The following is a 26,907-nucleotide window of genomic DNA, read 5'->3' on the forward strand; positions in this document are numbered from 1 at the left end:
TCGCGGTCGATGATCTCACCGGCAGGGCTCACAAGGATCGTTCACATGGTTTCCACTCTCGATATCGAGGCGGTGCGATGTACTTCTTCAATCCCCGAACCACACTTTCTTCACTCCACACCCAGCACACCAGCCGGGGGTGGTTGTGATGAGCACCGAGAATTCGAACAACGAGGTCAGCGCCCGAGAGTCTGCACCGAGAACCCTCCCGGCCGGCGCTTTCCCCTTGTCCGCGGTGCAGCGGAGCATGTGGTTCGCGCAGCAGCTTCATCCGACGGTTCCGTACTTCGTCGCGCAGTACATCGAGATACACGGCGATCTGGACATCGGCTTGTTGTCTCGATCTGCAGCCAAGGCTGCGCGTGAGTTCGAATCGCCGTTTCTGCGGTTGATGTACCCGGACGGGGAGCCCTGCCAGATCGTCGACCCCACGATCAGCACCGCGGTCGACTACTTCGACTTCCGTGACCGCGACGATCCGCGCGTAGCTGCATCGGAGTGGATGGACAACGACCACGCGACCACCCTCGATCTCACCCGGGATCGACTGGTCGAGATGACGATCCTGCAAACGGGGGATCGAGATTACCTGTGGTACACACGAATTCACCATGTGGCGCTCGACGGCTACAGCGGCATGACCATCGTCAACCGGATTGCGGCGCTCTACACGGCTGAACTCGAAGGCAGTGAACCCACCGTCAACAAGGCACTTGATCTGGCGAAGCTCTCCGAATTGGACCAGACGTACCGTGCGTCGAGTCGCTTCGACGCGGACCGCGAGTACTGGGCGGCGCGGGTTGCCGGTGTCGAGCACGGTTCGACGCTTTCGGATCGGGAAGCGCCACCGCAAGCCCACTCACAGGTGGTGGCCGGGGAGCTGTCAGAAGATTCGCTAGCCTCCTTGGATGAGTGGAGTTCACGTTCGGGCGCCACGTCGGCGGCGGTACTGATCGCGGCTTTGGCCTGCTATTTGTCGCGTCGTACGGGTTACGGCGACGTCCTGATCAATCTGCCGGTTTCGGCGAGAACTACTGCGCCGTTGCAGCGGTCCGGCGGCATGCTGGTGAACGTCGCGCCCCTGCACATCGAGGTTCGCCCGGGGGACAGTGTCGACGATCTGGTGGGGCGGGTGCAGTTGGAACTGCTCGGCGCTCTACGGCATCAACGGTGCAGCCTCGAGGACATTCGACGTGACGCCGGATTGTCTGCCGAGGACACCCGGTTGTCCGGCCCGATGATGAACGTGATGCTCTTCCGTCAGGAAATCACGCTGGGGTCGATGACCGGCGAGTACCACATTGTGACGTCGGGTCCGGTCGAGGATCTGCTGGTCAACATCTATCAGAGCGGAACTCCGGTCAAGACGTTGATCGAGTTCCGAGCAAACCCCGATCGCTACACCCGGGAGGAACTCGACGAGCATCAGGCGAACTTCTCGGAGTTGGTCGGTGAACTGATCTCGGCAGCTCCCGGAACACCGCTCGACGAGGTGCATCGCCCCAGTGCCAAAGCCGGCGAGCAGATCACGAGGGACCGTGAACTCGAAGCGTTCTGGGCTTACGAGTTGATGGACGCTCCCGAAGGTGCCTCCGTGGTCCTCGATCGTCCCCGGTCGTCGGAGTCGCGGGCCGATTTCGGCACTGTGCGGACGACGATGTCGCCAGAGGTCTACGACCGTGTGGTGGCAATGACCAGGAGTGCCGAGACCACGGTATTCAGTGTTGTCCACGCCGCACTGGCGGTCATGCTCTCGCGCATCACGAATACCGACGACATCGTGCTCGGCGCTCGGTTCGAGTCGGACTCGCAGTTGGTCCCGGTGCGCATCACGATCACCCCGGATCGGCCCTTCACGGATCTGTTGAATGCTGTTGCCACCCATGACGACGAGATCCGCCGACATGTCAGCCCTGACGCCGTGGATGCGGCAGAGATTCATGTAGCACTGAACGAGGGGAGTCCCGATGTCAGGCGCGACGACCTCAGTCCGGCAATCGACATCAGTCTTGAAATCGACGTCGTGGAGCAAGAAGGAACGCTGACCTTCGCGGTTGCGTTCGACCAGAGCGTTCTCGACGAACAGTCCGCTCACCTGGTGTGCACGCGGATCCAGCGAATACTGGCCGGCGCACTCGAAGCCCCGGGCACCCCGGTCGGTGACCTGCAGATTCTCGACGACACGGAATGTGAACACCTGCGCTCGGTGTCCGGCTCACCCGCGTCGGAAACTCAAACACTTGATCAGTTACTTTGTGCTGCAGCCGAATTGAATCCGGACGCCGACGCGATTGTCATCGGCGACCAGGTTCTGAGTTACCGTGAACTCGACGGACGATCGAACGCCCTGGCCCGGGAACTGATCACGCTCGGTGTCGGACCGGGCACGTATGTGGCACTCGCACTGACCCGTTCGATGGAATCGGTGATTGCGACTTGGGCTGTGGCAAAGGCCGGCGGCGCATTCCTGCCCGTCGATCCCAACTATCCTCCCGGCCGTATCGAGCACATGCTCACCGATTCCGGGACACGCGTCGGGATCTGCCTGCCCGGCGTCGCCGACGGTTGGGGCGCTGACGCCTTGTGGCTTGCACCCGGAGACCTGCAGCATTCGACTGAGCCGATTGCCGAGACGGATCGCATCAGGCCACTGAGAATCGACGACCCCGCCTATCTGATCTACACCTCGGGTTCCACCGGTCTGCCCAAAGGCGTCGTGGTCACTCATCGCGGGTTGAGCAGTTTCGCGGACGAGCAGCGGATCAGGTTCGGCGTCACATCGGATTCACGGACCTTGCACTTCTCGTCCCCGAGCTTCGACGCGTCCGTTCTGGAGCTACTCCTTGCATTCGGCGCCGGCGCCACCATGGTGATCGCGCCGCCCACGGTGTACGGCGGGGAGGAACTGGCGAAAGTCCTGCGCGACGGGCGGGTAACGCACGCCTTCATCACTCCCGCAGCTCTCGCGACGGTTGATCCGGACCACCTGCCGCTTCTGCGGGTGATCGTGACCGGCGGCGACGCGTGCTCGCCGACTCTCGTCGAACAGTGGGCGGGTCACCGGTTGATGTTCAACGCCTACGGACCCACTGAGACGACGGTAGTTGCCACGTTGTCGAGACCGCTCCACAGCGACGTTCCGGTCACGATCGGAGTGCCGATGCGGGGAGCGTCGGCAATGGTGCTGGATTCTCGGCTCCATCCCGTCCTGGTGGGTGTCGCCGGGGAACTGTACGTCAGTGGCGTCGGTCTGGCCCGCGGCTATCACGGCCGCGCCGCCACGACGGCACTACGCTTCGTGCCCGCGCCGAACGGGGTGCCGGGGGAGCGGATGTACCGGACGGGCGATCTGGCTCGCTGGAACCGCGACGGCGAGTTGGAATACCTAGGCCGCAGTGACTTCCAGATCAAGATTCGCGGCTTCCGCGTCGAACTCGGTGAGATCGACGAAGTGGTGCGTCGGCATCCGAGCGTCGACGAGGCAGTGACCGTCGGAGTGACCGGCAACAGTGGTGAGACGCTGCTGGCGTCGTACGTCACGGCTGCGCCCGGGGTGCGCGTCGACGTATCCGAGTTGACGGCGCATGCGGCGGCATTCCTGGCGCCGCACATGGTTCCATCACGCATCGTCGTGTTGGACACGATTCCGTTGACTCCGGCCGGCAAGATCGACCGGAATTCGCTGCCGTCCATCGACACAGCAGCGGGCGCACGCGAGTACCGTGCCCCCGAAAGCTCCACCGAAAAGCGCATTTCCGCCGTGTACTGCGACCTGCTCGGAATTACCCGCGCCGGCGCGGACGACAGTTTCTTCGACCTCGGCGGCGACTCACTGGTTGCGACGCGCGTCGTGGCCCGCGTGAACGGCGCGCTGGGCACCTCGCTCAGTGTGCTTGACCTGTTCGAGGCACCGACGGTCTCCGGATTGGCTGCACGCGCCGATAATTCCGACTCGCGTGAAGTTCATCTGCCGGCATTGACGAGGATTCCGCAACCCGAACCGATTGCGGCGTCGTTGGCGCAGCAGCGGATGTGGTTGATCAACCAACTTGATCCGGCGTCGCCGGCGTACAACATTCCGATCGCGGTGCGGATGACAGGTGATCTTGATTTCTCGGCACTCGAGGTTGCACTACGCGATGTCCTCATTCGGCACGAGTCGCTGCGCACGGTGTTCCCGGCGGCGGCGAACGGACCCGTTCAGCACGTTCTCGACGTGGACGATGTGGCATCCGAACTCACAGTCGAGGTGTGCTCGGCCGGTGCGGTGCGTGCCCGCGCCGACGAAATCGCACGCGCCGGGTTCGACGTCACATCTGCTCCGCCGGTACGGATGGTTCTGTTGGAAGTGTCCGATCAGGATCACGTGCTGGTGATGGTCGTGCACCACATCGCCGCCGACGGATTGTCGATGGCCCCGCTGGCCCGTGACGTCATGGTCGCCTACACAGCCCGGGTATCGGGACGCGTTCCGGCGTGGCTACCGCTCGAAGTCCAGTACAGCGACTTCAGCGAGTGGCAACGCCATGCACTCGGTGATGCGGCGACACCGGATTCGATCCTCGGCTCACAATTGCGTTTCTGGACGAATGAACTTGATGCCCGCGACCAACTGCCGGAACTTCCGATGGATCATCCGCGGCCGGCGCAAGGTGCTCAGCGCGCCCACGATCTCGATTTCACGATCGACACACCGACGCATCAGCGGATAGTGGCAATCGCTGCCGATCACGACGCGAGCGTATTCATGGTCATCCACGCCGCTCTGGCGGTACTCCTTTCCCGAGAATGTGGGGGAAACGACGTCGTCATCGGCACGCCGGTCGCGGGTCGCAGTGAACGCGCACTCGACGACGTCGTCGGCATGTTCGTGAACACACTCGCGCTGCGGACCGTCATCGACGGCGAAGCGAGTTTCGAGGACACCGTCTCGCGTACTCGCGCGACCGATGTGGCGGCGTTGCGGCACAGCGACATTCCCTACGACGTCCTAGTTGACGCCTTGGCTGGTGGGGAGAGCAGCGAATCACCGTTGTTCCAAGTCATGCTGGTGATGCAAGGCGCCCCGCCGACGGAGGTGGCGTTGCCATCGCTGCACGTCGTGGTGGAGGAACTATCGACCGGCGCAGCTAAATTCGATCTTCAGGTCATCATCACCGAGCAGGCCGATCACCTCGACGGCCGATTGACGTACGCCAGTGATCTGTTCGATTCCGACACGATGTCGGGGTTGGCGGATCGATTCGTTTCCCTGCTTGACGAGGTGAGTGCGCACCCGCAATCCGTGGTCGGCGACGTCGATCTGTGTGCGCCGGGCGAGCGAGCTCTGGTGCTCGAGCGGTGGAACGCAACAAGCCGGGACCTGGGCGAACACACTCTCGATGATCTGACCCGCGCTCAGGTAGGGCGGACACCTCATACGCAGGCTCTACAGTTCGGCGACACAGTTCTGACCTATGCACAATTCGACACTCAGGTGAACGCGCTCGCTCGAACGTTGATTTCGCGCGGCGTCGGCCCTGATCAGCGCGTCGCAGTAGCGATACCGCGCTCGTTGGAACTGCTGGTCGCCATTCATGCGGTCATTCGCAGCGGCGGCGCGTACGTCCCGGTGGACCCGGATCATCCGGCCGAGCGGATCGAATACGTCTTCTCCGTCGCCGACCCGGTGTGTGTCCTCGCGATGGCCGGCAGCCACGGAAACCTACCGACGGATATCGAGATCATCGATGTCGCGCTGGCGCCGGAGGAGACTGCGCAACCCGTCACCGACGCTGATCGGATTTCACCGCTCCGACCCGACAACACCGCCTACGTCCTCTTTACCTCCGGCTCGACCGGACGCCCGAAAGGTGTTGCAGTATCGCACCGTTCGATTGTCAATCGTCTGCGGTGGATGCAGGGAACCTACCTTCTCGACGCGTCCGACGTCATTCTTCAGAAAACGCCGATCACCTTCGACGTGTCGGTGTGGGAGTTGTTCTGGCCCCTGCACGCCGGCGCCCGATTGGTAATCGCCGCACCGGACGGTCACCGCGACCCGGGCTACCTGTCCGCTTTGATCGCCGAGCACGCGGTGACTACAGCCCACTTCGTTCCGTCGATGCTCGCGGAGTTCGTTGCCGCAACGTCGCGCGTCGAGTGCGCGAGCCTGCGTCAGGTGTTCAGCAGCGGTGAAGCGCTACCGTCCGCAACTGCCCTGGACTTCACCCGCATCAGCACTGCGCGCCTGTATAACCTGTACGGACCGACCGAAGCGGCCGTGGACGTGACCGCGGCAGAGTTCTTGCACGAACCCGGCGCATCGGTTCCGATCGGCGCGCCGGTCTGGAACACACGGGTGTACGTGTTGGACTCGCGCTTGCATCCGGTTCCCGTCGGGATTCACGGCGAGTTGTACCTCGCAGGCGTGCAGTTGGCCCGCGGGTACTTCGGACGAAGCGATCTCACTGCCGACCGATTTGTTGCCGATCCCTTCACCTCGACGGGTTCGACGCGGATGTACCGCACCGGTGACATCGTGCGCTGGCGCGCCGACGGCCAACTCGACTACATCGGTCGACGCGATTTCCAAGTCAAGCTTCGCGGTTTGCGGATCGAATTGCCCGAGGTGGAAGCGGCGATGCTGCGCGCGCCCGGCGTCATTGCGGCAGCAACTCGCGTGCACCACGACGTCACACTCGGCGATTCACTGGTGGGGTATGTGATCGGGGCGAAGGGGGAGACACTCGATCACGACGAGATCCGACGTGTTCTCCGCTCGGAACTTCCCGCGTACATGGTGCCGCCCGTGATCATCGAGATGGATGCCTTCCCGTTGGGTTCCACCGGCAAACTCGATCGACCGGCCTTGCCGGCCCCCTCGTTCGGCGGCGTCCGCACCTATCTGGCGCCGAGCACACCCGTCGAAACGCAGTTGGCGAACGTCCTCGAGGATCTGTTGGGCATCGACGCGCTCAGTGTGGACGACAATTTCTTCGAGAGAGGCGGCAACAGTCTGATCGCAGCGCGTGCGATTGCCCGCATCAATGACGCTCTCGCACTGAACCTTTCGATCCGCGATCTCTTCGATGCGCCGACGGTCACCGAACTGGCCGCGACCTGCGAACGCTCCCACACCCTGGCGGCCGGGGTTCCGCTCGAATCGATGCCCCGCCCCAGCCGTATCCCGTTGTCGTTGGCACAGAAACGGATGTGGTTCATCAACCAGTTCGACACCACCTCCTCCGCTTACAACGTTGCCATCGCGATCCGGTTGCGCGGCACCCTCGATCGCAGCGCGATGGAGAGCGCGATCGGCGACGTCCTGGCGCGGCACGAGTCGCTGCGCACACAATTCCCGATGATCGACGGAATTCCGGCCCAGGTCGTCGTGGAACCCCAGGACGCGCTGGCGAGCCTTCCGCTCTCGCTCGCCGGGGCCGACGAAGTCTCGGACCGGATAACCCAGCTGACGGAGCGAGGATTCGACGTCACGAGTGCGCCGCCGCTGCGAGCGGAACTGATCCGGGTCTCCGAACGCGAGCACGTCCTCGTCGTGGTGGTTCATCACATTTGCGCCGACGGTTTCTCGATGGCGCCGCTGGCGCTGGACGTCATGTCCGCGTATTCCGCCCGTACCCGCGGAAATACGCCCGATTGGGATCCGATGCCCGTTCAGTACGCAGACTTCGCACTGTGGCAGCAGCGGGCTCTCGGGGAGATCACCGACGGCGCCAGCGTACTGTCCGGTCAACTCGACTACTGGAGCGCACGCCTGACGGGGCTCCCCGAACTGCTCCAGCTTCCTGTCGATCACCCACGCCCCCGGGTGCAGGATCTGTCCGGTGCCGTCGTGCCGTTCGAGATCTCGGCCGATATTCACCGGCGGTTGATCATGACGGCGCAGGACAATCGAAGCAGCCTCTTCATGGCAGCGCACGCTATGTTCGCGCTCCTGCTCTCACGACTGTCCGGGATGGACGACATTGCGATCGGTTCGCCGATCGCAGGGCGCGGTGACGCACTGCTCGACCGCATGGTCGGCATGTTCGTCGGAACCCTGGTGCTGCGCACCGGACTCGACCCGGCACGTTCCTTCGCCGACGTACTCACTCAGGTGCGCGGCGTCGACCTCGACGCTTTCGACAATGCCGACATTCCGTTCGAACGGATCGTGGACGCGTTGGCGCCCGAACGGTCCACGTCGCACTCTCCGCTATTCCAGGTGATGCTCGAGTTCAAGAACACCGAGAATCCGACGCTGAGTTTTGAGGGCCTGGACGTCGAGGTTCTCGATCTGGCGACGGTGGTCTCGAACTTCGACCTCCAGTTGACGCTCGCCGAGAAGTTCGACGAACACGGCGAGCCGGCCGGAATCGACGCCGGTTTCACCTACGCCACCGCGCTGTTCGACCGTTCCAGCGTCGAGCGGTTCGCGCAGTACCTGATCCGCATCGCGGAGGCGGTCACACAATCGCCGCATTCGCCGGTCGGTGACATCGAGTTGGTGGACCGCACCGAGATTTCTCCAAGCGGAAACGTCCCGGAACCCGCTCTGCTGCACCACATCCTCGAAGCGAATTACCGCAGCGATTCCGTCGCCCTCGCCTTCGGTGACACCGAAATTTCGTTCGAGGTTCTCGATCGACAATCCAATCAGCTTGCGCGAGTACTCATCTCGCGCGGGGCAGGACCTGAAACCGTTGTCGCGCTCGCCTTGTCGCGCTCGGTGGAATCGGTCGTGGCAATCTGGGCGCTCGCACGCACTGGTGCCGCGTTTGTTCCCGTCGACCCGGCGTATCCGGCCGATCGCATTCGGCACATGATCACCGATTCCGGTGCCCACACAGTGTTGACCGTCGCCGCCCACGAGGACGCGATTCCGGAAGGTGTGAGCACCGTCGTGCTCGATTCGTTGGATGTCCGCGCGGAATGCGCCGCCACATCCGGCGGCGCCATCGACGACCGCGAACTTCACGCTCCACGTTCCCTCGACCACCCGGCCTACGTCATCTACACCTCTGGTTCGACGGGACTGCCCAAGGGCGTCATGGTCACTCACCGCGGGTTGGCGGCGCTCGCCGAGCAGGAACGCACCACCTTCGGCGTCACCGCACGTTCACGGACACTGCACTTCAGCTCACCGAGCTTCGACGCATCCATCCTGGAATTGCTGATGGCGGTGAGCGGCGGCGCCGCGATGGTGATCGCGCCACCGACAATCCTCGGCGGCGACGAACTCACGGCATTGCTGCGCGATCAGCACGTCACGCACGCCTTCATCACCCCGGCGGCACTGTCGACGGTGAACGCGAGCAGTCTCGACGAACTCGAAGCCGTCGGAACCGGCGGCGACGTGTGCCCTCCGGAACTGGTCGCCGCGTGGGTCCGCCCGGGCCGCATCATGATCAACGCGTACGGACCTACGGAATCGACCGTCGTCGCGAGTATCACCGGGCCGTTGACTCCGGCGCGCACTGTCACGATCGGCCACCCCTCACTCGGAATTGGCTGCTCGGTCCTCGATGCCCGATTGCACCCGGTCCCGATCGGAGTGCCGGGGGAGTTGTACGTGCGCGGCGACGGTGTAGCACGCGGGTACCGAAACCGGGCCGCGACCACCGCCGAACGTTTTGTCGCCGACCCCTCCGGAATTCCCGGCTCGCGCCTGTACCGCACCGGCGACCTCGTGCGTTGGAACACGTCCGGTGAACTCGAATACCTGGGCCGGAGTGACTTCCAGGTCAAGATCCGCGGATTCCGCATCGAACTCGGCGAAATCGAAGCGGCACTCGCCCAGTGCCCCGGTGTGGCGCAATCCGTCGCGACCACCTTCACTCGCGACAACGGGCTCGCCCGCATCGTCGGTTACGTCGTGCCGTCCGAGCCTGCGGCGGCGCCGCTGGACCCGAGCGACATCATCGCGGTGGTCACCTCACATCTCGCGCCGCACATGGTCCCGTCGGCGATCGTGATCCTCGATGAACTGCCCCGCACATCCAACGGAAAGCTTGATCGCCGGGCACTCCCACAACCCGACTTCGCCGCCCAGCACCCACGCTCCCGCAGCGCGGAAACCGAACTGGAAACCACCTTGGCGGCGTTGTTCGCCGACGTCCTGGCCGTAGACACCGTCGGCGTGGACGATTCCTTCTTCGCACTCGGCGGAGATTCGATCATGTCGATCCAACTTGTCGCGCGCGCTCGCAGCGCCGGATTGGTGTTCTCCCCACGTGACGTGTTCGAAGCCAAAACCGTTGCGGGGTTGGCGACGGTCATCGAACTCGACGAAGGCACCGCGCCGATCGTGCTGGACGAGCTCGAAGGTGGCGACATCGGCGCCATGCCGCTGCTCCCGGTCGCGCAGTGGTGGCTCGGTAGGTTCGGCGATACCTTGAGAGACAATCCGGCCGGCCTCGACTCGTTCTCACAAGCCACCGCGCTCAACGCACCGGCCGACCTTCACTCCATCGAACAACTCACAGCGGCAATGCAAGTTGTTCTCGACCGGCACGGCGCACTGCGCGCGCGGCTCGAACTGACACCGACTCGACAGTTGATCGTCGGCGACATCGGCAGCATCGACGCCGCACATGTATGCCGGGAAGTGCGGGTGAACGCCGAACCGGGAACCGGCGACTTCGACGCTGCCATCGCGAACGCACTCAACGACGCCCGTGACGCGCTGGACCCGCGGAACGCGTCGATGATCCGCGTGGCCTGGTTGGTGGGTCCCTCGGGCGCCGGACGCCTACTGCTGGTGATCCACCACCTCGCGGTGGACGGCGTGTCCTGGCGCGTGCTGGTACCCGAACTCGCCGCGGCGTTCCATCAGCTCGACGCCGGTCTCACCCCCGTCGTGACAGACACCCCTGCTGTAATAGCCACTACTGGCGAGACGTCGTTGCGACGGTGGAGTACGGCACTCACCGAGATCGCGCCCTCTCGCCGCGGGGAAATCGGTCTGTGGCGGTCCATGCTCACCGGCGCCGATCCGCAGATCGGTGCACGCATGCTCGATCCGCGCCGCGATACCGCGTCGACGCAGGCCCGAGTGTCGGTGGAAGTCTCCCCGGAGGTGTCCGAGACTGTGCTGACGGCTCTGCCCGCCCTGTACCGGGGATCTGTCAACGACGGACTGCTGGCCGCCCTGGCACTGACGCTGGCGCAGTGGCGTTCCTCGCGGGGAGTGCGCACTCATGACGTGCTCGTTTCGATGGAGGGTCATGGCCGCGAGGCTCACGTTGTTCCCGGCGCCGATATCGTCCATACGCTCGGCTGGTTCACCACGGTGTTCCCGGTGCGGGTCGATCTTTCCGGGATAGACGTCGGTGCTGTCATGGCGGGGAGCGGAAACGCCGGCACCCTACTGAAGTCCGTGAAGGAACTGCTCCGCAGCGTTCCGGACAGCGGCATCGGTTACGGGCTGCTCCGATACCTCGATGACGAAGGGCAGCAGCAACTTTCGGGTCTTCATGCGCCGCAGGTCTCGTTCAACTACCTCGGCCGCTTCGGCGGCGGGGACGCAGATCAGGACACGACGGGCGATTGGGCGTTGACATCCGACATCGATCTCGAGGCGTCCGCACACGGATCGGACATGCCGCTCGCCTCGGTCCTCGACGTCAATGCTGTGGTCACCGATATCGACGGACGCCCACACCTGAGTGCCACGTGGGCATATCCGTCGGAGATGCTCGCCGAAAGCGACGTCCGCGAAATCGCTGACCTGTGGGTGAGCGCCCTCGGAGTGCTCGCCGAGCACACCGAGCGCACCGAACATGGCGGTTTCACCCCGTCCGACCTCACCCTCGTGAACCTCGGGCAAAGTGCGATCGAACGCTTCGAGGAACAGATCCCCGATCTCGCCGGCATCTGGTCACTCTCACCGCTGCAAGCAGGATTGTTGTTCCACGCGCGGTACGCCGAGCACACCGTCGACGCGTACACCGTCCAGTTGACTCTCGAACTCGACGGTGTCGACCCCGCTCGACTTCACCGCGCCACGCAGGCGCTCCTGGACCGCCACGAGAACCTCCGGACGTCGTTTGTCACGGACGACGACGGAAATTCCGTGCAAATCGTGCACAGCGATGCCGTCGTTCCGTGGACCGAGATCGATATCTCCCCACTACCCGCCGGCGATCAACAGGCCGAACTGCAGGACCTCATGCGAGCAGATCGCATCCGCGGATTCGACATGGCCACCGCGCCGTTGCTCCGCTTCCTGCTCCTACGCACCGGCGACGACACCTACCGGCTGATCCTGACCAACCATCACATCCTCCTCGACGGCTGGTCCATGCCGTTGCTGATCCGCGACCTGCTCACGCTGTACGCGACGGATTCCGATACCAGTGCACTCTCACGCGTGCACCCGTACCGGGCGTACCTCGACTGGCTCTCACACCGGGACACCGAAACGGCACTGCGCGCCTGGTCGCAGGCCTTGGACGGACTCGACGAGCCGACCATGCTCACGGAAGCGCGTTCCGTCGGGGAACTGTCCGCAACCTCGCGGTCGACTCTGATCTCGCTCGACGAACACCACACGCACGCATTGCGCGAGTTCATTCGCTCCCGCGGACTGACCATGGCGTCGCTCGTTCAGGTCGGCTGGGGAATTGTGCTCGCGGAACTGCTCGGCCGCGACGACGTCGTCTTCGGTGGCACAGTCTCCGGGCGCCCACATCAGGTGGCCGGTGTGGAGTCGATGGTCGGACTGTTCATCAACACCGTGCCCATTCGCGTTCGGCTGGACGCGCGAGAATCGTTGGCCGACTTGTGTGTTCGAGTCCAGGACGAGCAGAGCGCGTTGCTCGATCATCATTACGTCGGGCTGCCCGACATCTCGACCGCGGTGGGCGCCGCTGCCACCTTCGACACGTTGACGGTGTTCGAGTCGTATCCGGTGGATCGGACGGGACTATCTGCCGGCACCGATATTGCCGGAATGCACGTCCTCGACGTCCACGACGCCGAAGATGCCGCGCACTACCCCCTGGCCGTTATCGCCTCCACCGCGGACGGACAGTTCCGTCTCAAGTTCGAATACTTCCCGGGCGTCCTCGCCGACCGAGACGTCGACGCCATTGCCCATCGGCTGATGCGGACCGTCGAACTGATTGCGGCCCGTCCCGAAACCCCACTGGCGCACCTCTCACTGATGCCCGCCAGTGAAATGCGGGAGTTGGTTCCTGCCCGCGGCCGACCGGGTGGATCGTCGCGTACTCTCGGCCAGATCCTCACCGACACCGCCACGCGGTTCCCGGACCGGATCGCCCTTTCCGCCGGTAGTCGCCGGCTCACCTATGCCCAACTCGACGAGCGATCCGATCAACTCGCGCACGTCCTCATCGCCGACGGTGTGCGCCCCGAGGATCGTGTGGCCATCGGTATCAGCCGATCCGTCGAATCCGTCGTCGCGATGTGGGCTATCACCAAGACCGGCGCCGCGTTTGTACCCGTCGATCCCACATACCCGCGCGAGCGCATCATGTTCATGCTCGACGACTGCGACGCACACGTCGGCCTGACCACCGCCGAGTTCGCCGCGAACCTGCCTACCGGCATCAGGTGGATCATTCTCGACAACGCATCCGTGATGCCCCCTCGCGGTCCCGTTGTGGTCCCGACTCGCCTCGGCAACGCCGCCTACGTCATCTACACCTCCGGATCCACCGGACAACCGAAGGGCGTTGTCGTCACGCACTCCGGACTGGAAAACTTTGCCGACGCACAACGCGAGATGTACGGGGTGGACGAGCACTCCCGCACCGTCGCACTCTCCTCGCCGAGTTTCGACGCGTCCGTCCTGGAATACCTCTTGGCGTTCCCGAACGGCGGAACGATGGTTCTGGTCCCGACAACTGTGTACGGCGGGACGGAACTCGCAACCGTGCTTCGCGACAACGCGGTCACCCACGGCTTCTTCACTCCCGCTGTCCTGAACTCGGTCGACCCGAGCGGAATCGACTCGCTGACATCAGTGATCGTGGGCGGTGAAGCCTGCCCACCGGAACTGCTCCGCACCTGGGCGCAAGGCCGATCCTTCTTCAACCTGTACGGACCCACCGAAACGACGATCGGTGCCAACATCAGCGACCCGATCCCGGCAGACGGCGTTGTGGTGCTGGGTGGACCGATTCGCGGAGTCCGCGAAGTAATCCTGGACCGCAGGCTCCAACCCGTATCCGTGGGAGTACCGGGGGAGTTGTACATCGCCGGCGCCGGGCTTGCCCGGAACTACCATCGGCGCAGCGCTCTGACCAGCGCACGATTTGTCGCAGATCCGTACGGAGACCCCGGCGACCGGATGTACCGGACCGGTGACGTGGTGCGTTGGCGCAGCGACCACACCATCGAATACGTCGGACGCAGCGACTTCCAGGTCAAGATCCGCGGATTCCGCATCGAACTCGGGGAGATCGACACTGCCCTTGCCTCGTTGCCCGGCGTCGAGTTCGCCATCACCGTGGCTGTGGCGGGTCCAGCCGATCAGACCGCACTCGCGTCGTACGTCCTGATCGGCAGCGACGCAGCAGTGACCGTCGACGACATCACGGTGCACGCCCGTGGGCAACTGCCCGCACACATGGTGCCGGCGAGTGTCATGATTCTCGGCGAACTGCCGTTGACCGGAACCGGAAAAGTTGACCGAGCAGCGCTTCCTGAACCCCAGTTCGATTCTGCTGCAACAGAATTCATTGCACCCACTACAGAATTCGAACGATTGGTCGCTGCCGCCTTCGAAGAGGTACTCGAAACAGGTCCGATCGGCATCTCCACCCACTTCTTCGATGCCGGCGGAAACTCGCTCACGGCGACTCGCGTCGTCGCCCGAGTCAACTCTGCCCTCGGTACCGACATCGGCGTGCGCGCGCTGTTCGATTCCCCGACGGTGCGGGCACTCGCCCACCATGTCGAGACCACAGACCCCGACCGCGCGCCGCACCCACCGTTGACCCGACGCAAGTACCCCGACCCGATTCCGGTCTCGGTCGCCCAGAAACGGATGTGGTTCCTCAACCAGTTCGACACCACCTCACCCGCGTACAACATTCCGCTCGCTGTCCGGCTGACCGGGCACCTCGATCAGGACGCTCTAGCCGGTGCCATCGAGGATGTCCTCGCACGGCACGAAAGCTTGCGCACAGTGTTCCCATCCATCGACGGAACCCCCACGCAGCGCATTCTCGCCGTCGCCGACGTCACTCTGAACCTCGATCCCGAGCACATCGAGGAACGGGAACTGATCAACCGGATCCTGGAGTTCGGATCTGCCGGCTTCGACGTCTCACAATCGGTGCCGCTGCGCAGCGGCGTCTTCGAACTGGCTCCGGACCAACACGTCCTCGTGATCGTGGCGCACCACATCATCGCCGACGGCTTCTCCATGAACCCTCTCGCCGTCGACGTCGCCACCGCCTACGCAGCCCGCAGCGCCGGCTCAGCACCGACGTGGGCGGAACTACCGATCCAGTACGCAGACTTCACGCTGTGGCAGCTCGAACACCTCGGCAGCGAGGACGACGACAACTCGGAAATCACGCGGCAACTCGGGTACTGGACGCGTCAACTCGCGGACCTGCCCGAACCAATCACCCTCCCCGCCTCATTTGCCCGGCCGGCTCAGCAGTCGATGAGGGGAGGCGTCGCATCATTCGACATCCCCGCGAGCACACACCGCCTCCTCGCCGACGTCGCCCGTCGGCACGGTGTCACCATGTTCATGGTCATGCACAGCGCGTTGGCGACCCTCGCAGCACGCTTGTCCGGGACCGACGACATCGTCATCGGCACCCCCATCGCCGGACGAGGTGAAGCCGAACTGGACCACCTTGTCGGAATGTTCGTGAACACACTGGTCCTGCGAACTCACCTCGCGCCCGACTCGTCCTTCGCGGATCTCCTCGATCAAGTTCGTGAGGTGGACCTCGGCGCATTCCACCACGCAGATCTACCCTTCGAACGCCTTGTCGACGCCCTCCATCCCGACCGCTCGACGTCGCAGACTCCGCTGTTCCAGGTGCTACTCGAATTCCGCAACAACGTGGAACCGACGCTCGCCCTTCCCGGTCTGACCGTCTCCGGAGTGGAGATCGATCTGCCCGTCGCAAAATTCGATCTGCAACTCTCCGTCACCGAACGCTACGGCGAACGCGGTGAACCTGGCGGAATTGCCGCCGAATTCATTTATGCCCGTGATCTTTTCGACGCAGATCTCATGGCCACCTATGCTCACCGCTTTACCTCACTGCTCACGGCGGCGGCGCAGGAACCGACCGTCGCACTCGGCGACATCGAGATCCTCGACGACGCCGAACGCCGGGCGGTCCTGACAGAGTGGAATGCACCGGGATACACCGAACTCACCGGCACCGAAACCATCTCGAGCCGCTTCTCCTCCATGGTGGCTGACCACGGCGCGTCTACCGCGCTCGGCGACGAGCACACCTCCATCACCTACGCAGAACTGGACGCACGCGCCAACCGTCTGGCCCGCTTGCTCATCGTCCAGGGCATCGGTCCCGAGTCCGTCGTCGCCGTGGCGCTGCCGCGCACCGTGGACCTGGTGGTCGGACTCCTCGCCGTCATCAAGAGCGGTGCCGCGTATCTGCCGATCGACGTCACCTACCCCGCCGAGAGGATGCGCTTCCTTTTCGACGACGCCGCGCCGCGATGCTTGATCACCACCGGTGAATTCCGGGGCATGCTGCCCACCGAGGTAGTCGATTCGGTCTTCTCCGTCATCGAACTCGGATCGGGTGAGGTCGCGCTGCAGCTGGATCAACTGTCACCGTCCCCGATCGCCGATGCCGATCGCCTGGCGCCGTTGCACCCCGAGTCGATTGCGTACATCATCTACACCTCGGGATCGACGGGTCAGCCCAAGGGCGTGCTCGTCAGCCATCACAACGTCCTGACCCTGATGGACAACGCATCGCCGACATTCGAGTTCGATCACACCGACGTGTGGACGATGTTCCACTCCTACGCCTTCGACTTCTCCGTCTGGGAACTGTGGGGACCACTCCTGCACGGTGGACGCCTCGTCGTCGTCGACTACTACACCACCCGATCACCGGACATGTTCGACGAACTGCTGCGGCGCGAACGCGTCACCGTCCTCAACCAGACCCCGACAGCGTTCTACCAACTGGCCGAAGCTGATCGCGCACACCGTACGAGCGACCAAGAACCCGATCTGGCCTTGCGTTACGTCATTTTCGGCGGCGAAGCCCTCGACCTCGGCCAACTCCGCAAGTGGTACAGCCGACGACCAACAACGCCGCAGTTGGTCAACATGTACGGCATTACCGAAACAACCGTCCACGTCTCTCGCATCGCACTGACTCGCGACGACGCGGATCACGCCGCCGCCAGCATCATCGGCCGCGGACTGCCCGGGATGAAGGTCTACGTCCTCGACCAGCGGCTACGCCTCGTGCCGCCCGGTGTGGTCGGCGAAATGTACGTTGCGGGTGATCAGGTCACCCGCGGCTACCTCGGGCGGCCGGCATTGACCTCTACGCGGTTCCTACCTGATCCTTTCGGTGGTTCGGGGGATCGAATGTATCGAAGTGGGGACCTGGCGAAGTGGAACGGCGCAGGGCAGCTGGAGTATCTCGGTCGCAGCGATTTCCAGGTGAAGGTGCGCGGTTTCCGCATCGAACTCGGTGAAATCGAAGCGTCCATGCTCCGCTGCCCTGGCGTCGCGCAATCGGTAGCGACAGTGCGAAGTGACGGAGGCAACAGTGCAACCAGCGGCGGAGCCGGCGAGCGGATAGTCGGTTACGTGGTGGCCGAAGCGGGCACCACGATCGATTCGGCCTCGGTGATCAACTCCGTCTCGGCAGAGTTGGCGTCGTACATGGTTCCGACGGTCATCGTCATACTCGACGCGTTGCCGTTGACCGTCAACGGAAAACTTGATCGCCGCGCTCTGCCGGCACCGGATTTCGCGGTCCTCGCCACGAGCTCGGATTCGATCCGAAGTCCTTCCAGCACAGCAGAATCGGTGCTCGCAGATTTGTTCGCCGATGTTCTCGGTTTGCCGAGTGTCGGCATCGACGATTCGTTCTTCGGGCTCGGCGGCGATTCGATCATGTCGATCCAGCTGGTCTCCCGGGCCAAGGCAGCGGGGCTGACGTTCACTCCTCGCGACGTGTTCGAAGCCAAGACCGTCGCCGGTCTGGCGCGTGTCGCTTCGCTGGATCCCACCGATACGGTGCCGACGCTCGAAGAACTCCCCGGCGGCGGCACCGGAAGTATGCCTCTGACACCGATCATGGAATGGCTGCTGCAACGAAGCGGCGGTGATCTCGAACTGATCCGCAGCTACAGCCAAAGCGCATTGCTGTCTTTGCCGCGTCACGTCGTCGGGAGTGCGCTCGAACAGGCCTTGCAATCGCTACTCGATCATCACGACGTATTGCGCAGCCGACTCGACGTCGACGGACCGCATCGCCTGATCGTGGCCGAACCGGGCAGTATCCGGGCCGAAGAGATTGTTCAGCGCGTCGAAATCACCTCCGAGAGCGGACCCGACTTCATCGAAGCCGCCGAACATGCGATGCGCGAAGCGTCGGGTCGGCTCGATCCGACAAACGGCGTGATGATCGCTGCAGTCTGGCTCGATCCCGTCGGGGGACGCGAGCACGGCCGGTTGCTGCTCGTCATTCATCACCTCGCCGTGGACGGGGTGTCCTGGCGGATCCTCGTGCCCGACCTTGCGGTCGCCTACGGCGCCGCGCTCGAGAACACAGCGGCACCGTTGCCGGTCTCGGGGACTTCGGTCCGACGGTGGTCCACCGGACTGGCAGAACACGCACCCACCCGGCGCACGGAACTGGTCCTGTGGAAGAATACCGCCGGCAAAGACGCCCTGCTCGGTTCGCGGCCACTCGACCCCGCCGTCGACGTCGGATCCACGGTCGACCGGATCACCGTGGACATTCCGACGGCAGTCACCGACGCCATCCTGACCGCTGTCCCACGCACTTTCGGGGGATCCGTGAACGACGGACTCCTGGCCGCGCTCGCACTGGCCGTGACGGGATGGCGTCAATCGCACGGCAAACGAGGCACCGATGTCCTGATCAACCTCGAAGGACACGGACGCGAAGAAGATGCCGTGCCGGGCGCAGATCTCTCGCGCACCGTCGGATGGTTCACCACCATCTTCCCGGTGCGTCTGGATCTGGCCGGGATCAGCGTGATCGACGCACTGTCCGGCGGCGATGCCATCGCGTCGGCCGTGAAGTCCGTGAAGGAGACACTGCTCGCGATTCCCGACAACGGCATCGGCTTCGGAATGTCGAAGTATCTCGACCAGTCGACGCCCCTGCCCGCGCTGACCGCACCGCAGATCTCCTTCAACTACCTCGGCCGCTTCACCGGCGCCGACGAAGGGGCCGGGGAAGTACCGTGGTTGCCGGTTCCCGGCGTCACGCTCGACGAAGTCCACAGCGGCGACCTGCCGGCCGCTTCGGTCCTCGACATCAACACCGTCACCACCGACACCGCAGCCGGACCCGTCCTGCGCAGTACCTGGTCATTCCCTCACGGCATCCTGACCTCCGACGACGCGTCGGAACTCGCCGAACTGTGGACTCTGGCCTTGACTGCTCTGGCCGGGTACACCGCGGGCGCCGACCGCCGCGAACTTACACCGTCGGATCTCGACCTCGTGAGCCTCGACCAACCCGCGATCGAACACCTTTCGCGTAGGTTCCCCGATCTGACCGATGTCTGGTCGCTCTCGCCCCTGCAATCGGGATTGCTGTTCCACGCCCGGTTCGACGACACGGGTATCGACCCGTACATGGTGCAGCTGACCCTTGAACTGGGTGGTCGGATCGAGCCGGATCGGATGCGCCGCGCAGCGCAGGCTCTGCTGGATCGACACCCCAGCCTGCGAGCCGGGTTCATCGCGGCGCCGGGGGGACGGGCACTGCAGGTCATTCGGTCAGCCGTCGACGTTCTGTGGACCGAAATGGAACTTTCCGGCATGGGAGCTGCGGAACAAGAATCTGCCTGGACGCGGATACTCGAAGACGATCGCGCACTGCGTTTCGATATGGAAACAGCACCGCTCATCAGATTCATGCTGGCCAGAACCGGACCGGACTCCGCCCGATTGGTCATCACCAACCACCACATCCTCCTCGACGGCTGGTCGACGCCCCTGGTACTGCGTGATCTGCTCACGCTCTACGCCACCGACGGCGATCCCGAAATCCTCCCGCGCGCCCCGCACTATCGCGACTACCTGAGCTGGCTCCGCGGACAAGACGCCGAAGTGTCCCTCACAGCCTGGCGGGCGACTCTGCGCGGTATCGACACACCGACACTGCTCGCCCCCACCACCGACGACGCCGAACGAGTGAGCGAAGTCGTCTCCGTCAGCCTTCCGGCGGACCGAACCGACATACTGCGCGCCTTCGTCCGCTCCCACGGACTGACGATGCCCACAGTCGTCCAGGTCGCCTGGGGGATTGTGCTGGGGGAGTTGCTCGGCCGCGACAACGTCGTCTTCGGCGGCACCGTCTCCGGGCGCCCACCCCAAGTTGCGGGTGTGGAGTCGATGGTCGGACTGTTCATCAACACCGTTCCCGTTCGAATTCAGCTCAATGCGCGAGAATCGCTGGCCGAGTTGTGCATTCGCGTTCAAGGTGAACAGGCAGATGTACTGGACCACCACTACGTCGGGCTCGCCGACATCTCTGCCGCAGTAGGCCCCGCCGCATCCTTCGACACGTTGACGGTCTTCGAGTCGTACCCCGTCGATCGCGCCGGACTCTCCGCCGGCACCGACATCGCGGGTATGCACGTCATGGGGATCGAGGGACGAGACTCCGCGCACTACCCCCTGGCCGTCGTCGCCTCCGAACAAGACACCCTCGACATCAAGATGGAGTACCAACCCACCAAGTTCACCGAACGCGAAGCCGCAACCATCGCCGAACGCATCCTCATCGCCATCGAACACATCGCTGCAACACCCGACGAACCCCTGGCAACAATGTCGATCCTCACCGAATTCGAAACCCGTGACCTCGTCCCCGTCTTCGGTGCCCCCGGCCGCTCGGCCCGAACCCTTCCCGAAATCTTCGCCGACGTCGCCGCAACATTCCCGGATCGAATTGCACTGTCCGCGCCGGACCGATCCGCACTGTCCGCCGGCTCCGACACGCTCACCTATCTCGATCTGGACCGACGCTCCAACCAGATGGCACGGGAACTCGTCAAACGCGGCGCCGGCCCCGAAACATCCGTCGCCATCGGCATTTCCCGCTCGATCGAATCCGTACTCGCAGTCTGGGCTGTCACCAAAACCGGAGCAGCTTTCGTACCCATCGACCCCACTTACCCGGCCGACCGCATCGAACACATGCTCACCGACTCGAACGTGCTGTTCGGCCTCACCGTCAGTGATGCTCTCGACTCACTACCGAACACCGCATCGTGGCTCGTCATCGACGAAGAACCCTTCGATCGGGACGTATCCATCGCCTGCACTCTCCCCATACGCCAAGACGAACGCCTCGGCGCACTCGAGATGAGCAACGCCGCCTACATCGTCTACACCTCCGGTTCGACCGGAAAGCCGAAGGGTGTCGTCGTCACTCACGCAGGCCTCGACAGCTTCGCCCTCGACCAGCAACGACGCTTCCACGCCGACCACACCTCCCGCACACTGCATTTCGCCACCCCCAGCTTCGACGGCGCGATTTTCGAATACCTCCAAGCGTTCGGTGTGGGCGCCACGATGGTCCTCGTACCGACCGACATCTACGGCGGCACCGAACTCGCCAACCTCATCAAACGGGAACACGTCACCCACGCATTCATCACCACCGCAGCCCTCGCCACAGTCAGCCCCGTCGGCCTCGACGAATTCCGGCACGTCGTAGTCGGGGGAGAAGCCTGCCCACCCGACCTCGTCACCCGCTGGGCACCCGGCCGCGAACTGGCCAACGCCTACGGACCCACCGAAACCACCGTCATGGCCGACATCAGTGCCCCCATGACAGTCGGCGCACCGATCACCATCGGTGGACCCATCCGCGGAGTCAGCGAGCTCGTCCTCGACACCCGGTTGCAGCCCGTACCCGTCGGCGCCCACGGCGAGCTCTACATCGCCGGCGTCGGACTCGCCCGCGGATACCACAGCCGCACGCCCCTGACCAGCGAACGGTTTGTCGCCAACCCCTACGGCAAGCCCGGCGACCGGATGTACCGCACCGGCGACATCGTCTGCTGGCGCAGCGACCACACCATCGAATACGTCGGACGCAGCGACTTCCAGATCAAGGTCCGCGGATTCCGCATCGAACTGGGGGAGATCGACACCGCAATCACCACCATCGACGGCGTCACCAACTCCGTCACCCTCGGCGTCGAAGGACCCGGCGGAAGCACCGTGCTGGCCTCGTACCTGACCACAGCGGAAGGCTCCGACCTCAGCCCCGCAGCCGTCGTCTCCCACCTGTCCGGCCGGTTGCCCACACACATGGTCCCCACCAGCATCACCATCGTCGACGAACTACCGCGCAACGCCGTCGGCAAAATCGACAGGCGCGCGCTGCCCGCGCCGGACTTCACCGCGACAGCCCCCGAATTCCGTGCGCCCCGCACACCCTTGGAACGCCAGATCGCAGCCGTCTTCGCCGAAATCCTCGACGTCGACAAGATCGGCATCGACGACAACTTCTTCGAGCGTGGCGGCAACTCCCTGATCGCCACCCGCGTCGTCTCGCGGCTCAACACAGCACTCGAACTGGACCTCGGAGTGCGAACTCTCTTCGAATCACCCACAACAGCGGAACTTGCGGAGCAACTCACCGCAGCACCCACAACCAGCATCCACCTACCCCTCACCCGAGCAGAACGCACCGGAAACATTCCGCTCTCACTCGCGCAGAAGCGGATGTGGTTCCTCAACCAATTCGACACCAGCTCAGCGGCATACAACATTCCGTTTGCCGTCCGCCTCACCGGTGACCTCGACGTCGACGCCATGAAAGCCGCCATCGTCGACGTCGTCGGCCGACACGAAAGCCTGCGAACGGTATTCCCGACCGTCAACGGTGAACCGGTACAGCGAGTCCTGACCGTCGACGATGCCTTGCCCACGATCAGTACCGTTCCCGTCACCGACTCCGAACTGTTCCCACGCATGACCACCCTCGCGCAGGAAGGGTTCGACGTCGCCAACGAACTTCCGCTACGGGTGTCGCTGTATCAACTCGATACCCCACCGGAGCAGGCCCCGACACACGTGCTGTTCGTCGTCGTCCACCACATCTGCGCTGACGGCGCATCCATGGCGCCCCTCGCTCGCGACGTCATGATCGCCTACCTGGCCCGCACCGCCGGCACCCCGCCCGCCTGGGAACCCCTACCGGTCCAGTACGCAGACTTCACCCTGTGGCAACAGCAAGTCCTCGGCTCCGAAACAGATCCGACGTCGATCATCAGCAGTCAACTGCACTACTGGAGCGAACAACTCGCCGGACTCGACGACGTCATCGCACTACCTACCGATCACCCACGCCCACTCCAACAAACCTTCCACGGCGACCGCTTCGACTTCCGAATCGACGCCGACACGCACCGAGCGCTCACCGCATTGACCCGTGAACAGGGCGTCACCATGTTCATGGCACTGCACGGTGCGCTGGCAGTCCTCCTCGCCAAGCTCTCCGGCGCCGACGAAGTCAGCATCGGCACCCCCATCGCCGGCCGCGGCAAGGAAGAACTCGAGAACCTCGTCGGAATGTTCGTCAACACGCTGGTCCTACGCACCGCAGTCGACCCGGATAAGACATTCACCGACTTACTGCGGGGGATACGAGAGACGGACCTCGCCGCCTACCAGCACGCCGACCTGCCGTTCGAAAGGCTCGTCGACGTCATCAACCCCACCCGGTCCACCTCGTACTCACCGCTCTTCCAGGTGGCACTCGAACTGCAGAACAACGAAAAGGTCGTACTCGAACTGCCCGGCCTGACCGTCGAAGCTATGGGAACCGACTCCAAAACCGCCAAGGAAGACCTCGAACTCGTCGTCAGTGAATCCTTCGACACCGACGGACAACCGGACGGAATATCAGCAGCATTCATCTACTCGGTAGACCTTTTCGAACCCGGCACCATCGAAGAGTTCTCGCAGCGCCTGCGTCTGATCCTCGAATCCGTCGGGGCCGACACCGAGATTCAACTCGCCGACATCGACATCCTCGGTACCGAGGAATCCGCCGCACTCGTCCCTGCCTTGGGGGAGCGCGCAACCCGAGCACGGACCTGGCCGGAAATCCTCGCCGCCTCCGTCGAACTCAATTCGAGCGGCCAAGCAGTGTCCAGCCAAGACTGGAACCTGACATACGAGGAACTCGACACCGAATCGACACGACTCGCCAAGCTATTGCTTGCTCGCGGAATCGGGCCGGAAAACTTTGTAGCACTGGGCCTTCCGCGATCCGCCTGGGAAGTAATCGCAATCTGGGCCGTCACCAAAACCGGTGCCGCATTCCTCCCCGTCGACCCGAACTATCCCGAAGACCGCATCGCGGCAATGCTCGACGACTCCGGAGCCGTCCTCGGACTGACCGTCAACTCCCGGCGTGACCTACTGCCCGAGAGCATCGACTGGATTGTGTTGGACTCGGAGCGCTCGCGGCATACTCTCGACGCCCAGGACACCACGCCCATCACGGACGCCGAACGCACATCCCCACTGCACCTCGAACACCCCGCGTATCTCATCTACACCTCCGGATCGACCGGCAAACCGAAGGGTGTGATCGTCACCCACCTCGGCCTGTCCAACCTCAACGCCGAAGAACACCAACGATTCAACGTCAAGACAACCTCACGCGTCTCCCACCTCGCATCACCGAGCTTCGACGCATCAGTCTTCGAACTCATGATGGCCTTCGGTAGCGGAGCCTGCCTGGTCATCATTCCGCCGGCCGTCTTCGGCGGATCCGAACTCGCCGACATCTTCGCCGACGAACACGTCTCCCACGCCTTCATCACACCCACCGCGCTGAGCTCCATCGAAAGCTCCGCACTACCCGAACTGCGTGTACTCGCAGTCGGCGGTGAAGCCTGCACGCCCGAACTCGTCGACATCTGGGGACGCGACCGCCGCATGTTCAACGGCTACGGACCCACCGAATCCACCATCCAAGCCAGCGTCAGCACACCCATGCGACCAGGGGAGAACATCAACATCGGTCACCCCGCCATCGGATTCGCAGACCTCGTCCTCGACGCACACCTACGCCCCGTACCCGTCGGCGTCATCGGCGAGCTGTACATCACAGGCCCCGGCCTCGCCCGCGGCTACCACCGTCGCCCCGGCCTCACATCGGACCGATTCGTCGCCGACCCGTACGGCGAACCCGGCCACCGCATGTACCGCACCGGAGACCTCGTCCGCTGGCGCGCCGACCACACCCTCGAATACATGGGGCGCAGCGACTTCCAGATCAAGGTCCGCGGGTTCCGTATCGAACTCGGCGAAATCGACTCCGTCCTCATCGCTCACCCGTCAGTCGGCTTCGCCGCGACCCTCGGCCAACAATCACCGGCCGGCGATACCGTCCTCGTCGCCTACGTGCAACCCGTCGAAGGCCACACCGTCGCGGAAGCCGAACTCAGACATCACCTCTCCGCGCGCCTACCCGCGCACATGGTGCCCGCCGCCATCATTGTCGTCGACAAGATTCCGATGACACCCGTCGGAAAACTCGATCGACGAGCACTTCCGTCACCGGACTTCGAACACCGAACCGTGCCCTACAGCCCGCCCACCACCCACACCGAACTTGTCGTCACCGACATCTTCGCCTCCGTACTGGGCCACGACACAGTAGGCATCGACGACAACTTCTTCGACCTCGGCGGCAACTCCATCATCGCCACCCGCATCACCGCCGAACTCGACAAGCGAATCGGCCGACGCGTACGACTGCAATCGATCTTCCTCGACCCCACACCCGCCGGAGTCGCCCGCGCAGCCGACCTGATCGAACACGAGAACCAGCCGACGGACATCTCCGCCGTGCTCGCCCCCGTCATCACCCTGCGCGCCGACGGAACACAGCCGCCACTGTTCTTCATCCACCCCGGCATCGGATTGTCGTGGGGATACTCAGGATTTGTCAGCCACATCGACGCCGGCCGGCCCATCTACGGACTCCAGTTGCCATCGCTCAGCGGCGGACCCACCTTCGACACACTCACCGAACTCGCGAAGAACTACGCCAACCGCATCCTGGAACTCGCACCCGACGGTCCCATCCACCTGGTCGGCTGGTCGCTCGGCGGCGTCATTGCACACGCTGTAGCCCACGAACTCGAGACGCGATCCGTACCGGTATCCACCGTCGCGATCCTCGACAGCTACCCGGCAAGCAGCGACGACCAACCCGAAGAACTGTCGGTCGCCGAACTCATTGCAGGACTGGGACTTCCGACCGACGAAACCAAGATCGAAACATTCGCCGACGCCGCAGCTCTCCTCGAACGGACACTCGGCCCCGGTACCGGAGTCGAAGCGCAGCACCTCGAACGCATCAGCGCCGGATACTCACGTTCCGTCGCACTCACCAACGCACATCGGCCGACGCGTTACGACGGAGACATCCAGTTCTTCGTCGCCCGGCAATCCGCCGACAACGGCCACGACGTCACCGAATGGCGTGAATTTGTCGGAGGCGACATCGCAGTCGACGACGTGGACTGCCGGCACAACCAGATGATCGAACCCGGACCCATTGCCCATGTCTCCGCAGCAATCAAGCGCCACCTGCTCACGGAAGATGTCTGAAACCCGACCCACGGGGTATGAGACAACAGGTAGGTGCCGGAAGGCACCTATCGGAGTTCATGTGTCGATGTCCATCAGGTGGA

Annotated in this window: 1 protein-coding gene; it reads left to right on the plus strand. The window is 63.8% G+C overall.

Annotated features, from left to right (window positions below; all coding sequences use genetic code 11):
- Positions 1-148: 148 nt before the first annotated feature.
- Positions 149-26,824, plus strand: a complete 26,676-nt coding sequence (locus QM600_RS00650; RefSeq protein WP_283259555.1) for a non-ribosomal peptide synthase/polyketide synthase — start codon at positions 149-151, stop codon at positions 26,822-26,824.
- The last annotated feature ends 83 nt before the right edge of the window (positions 26,825-26,907 follow it).

Origin of the sequence: Rhodococcus sp. IEGM 1379 (assembly GCF_030056815.1) — a bacterium.
Taxonomy (GTDB): Bacteria; Actinomycetota; Actinomycetes; order Mycobacteriales; family Mycobacteriaceae; genus Rhodococcus_F.

Excerpts from the sequence above, each read along its gene's own strand:
- QM600_RS00650 (WP_283259555.1), top strand. The coding sequence starts at position 149 with ATGAGCACCGAGAATTCGAACAACGAGGTCAGCGCCCGAGAGTCTGCA.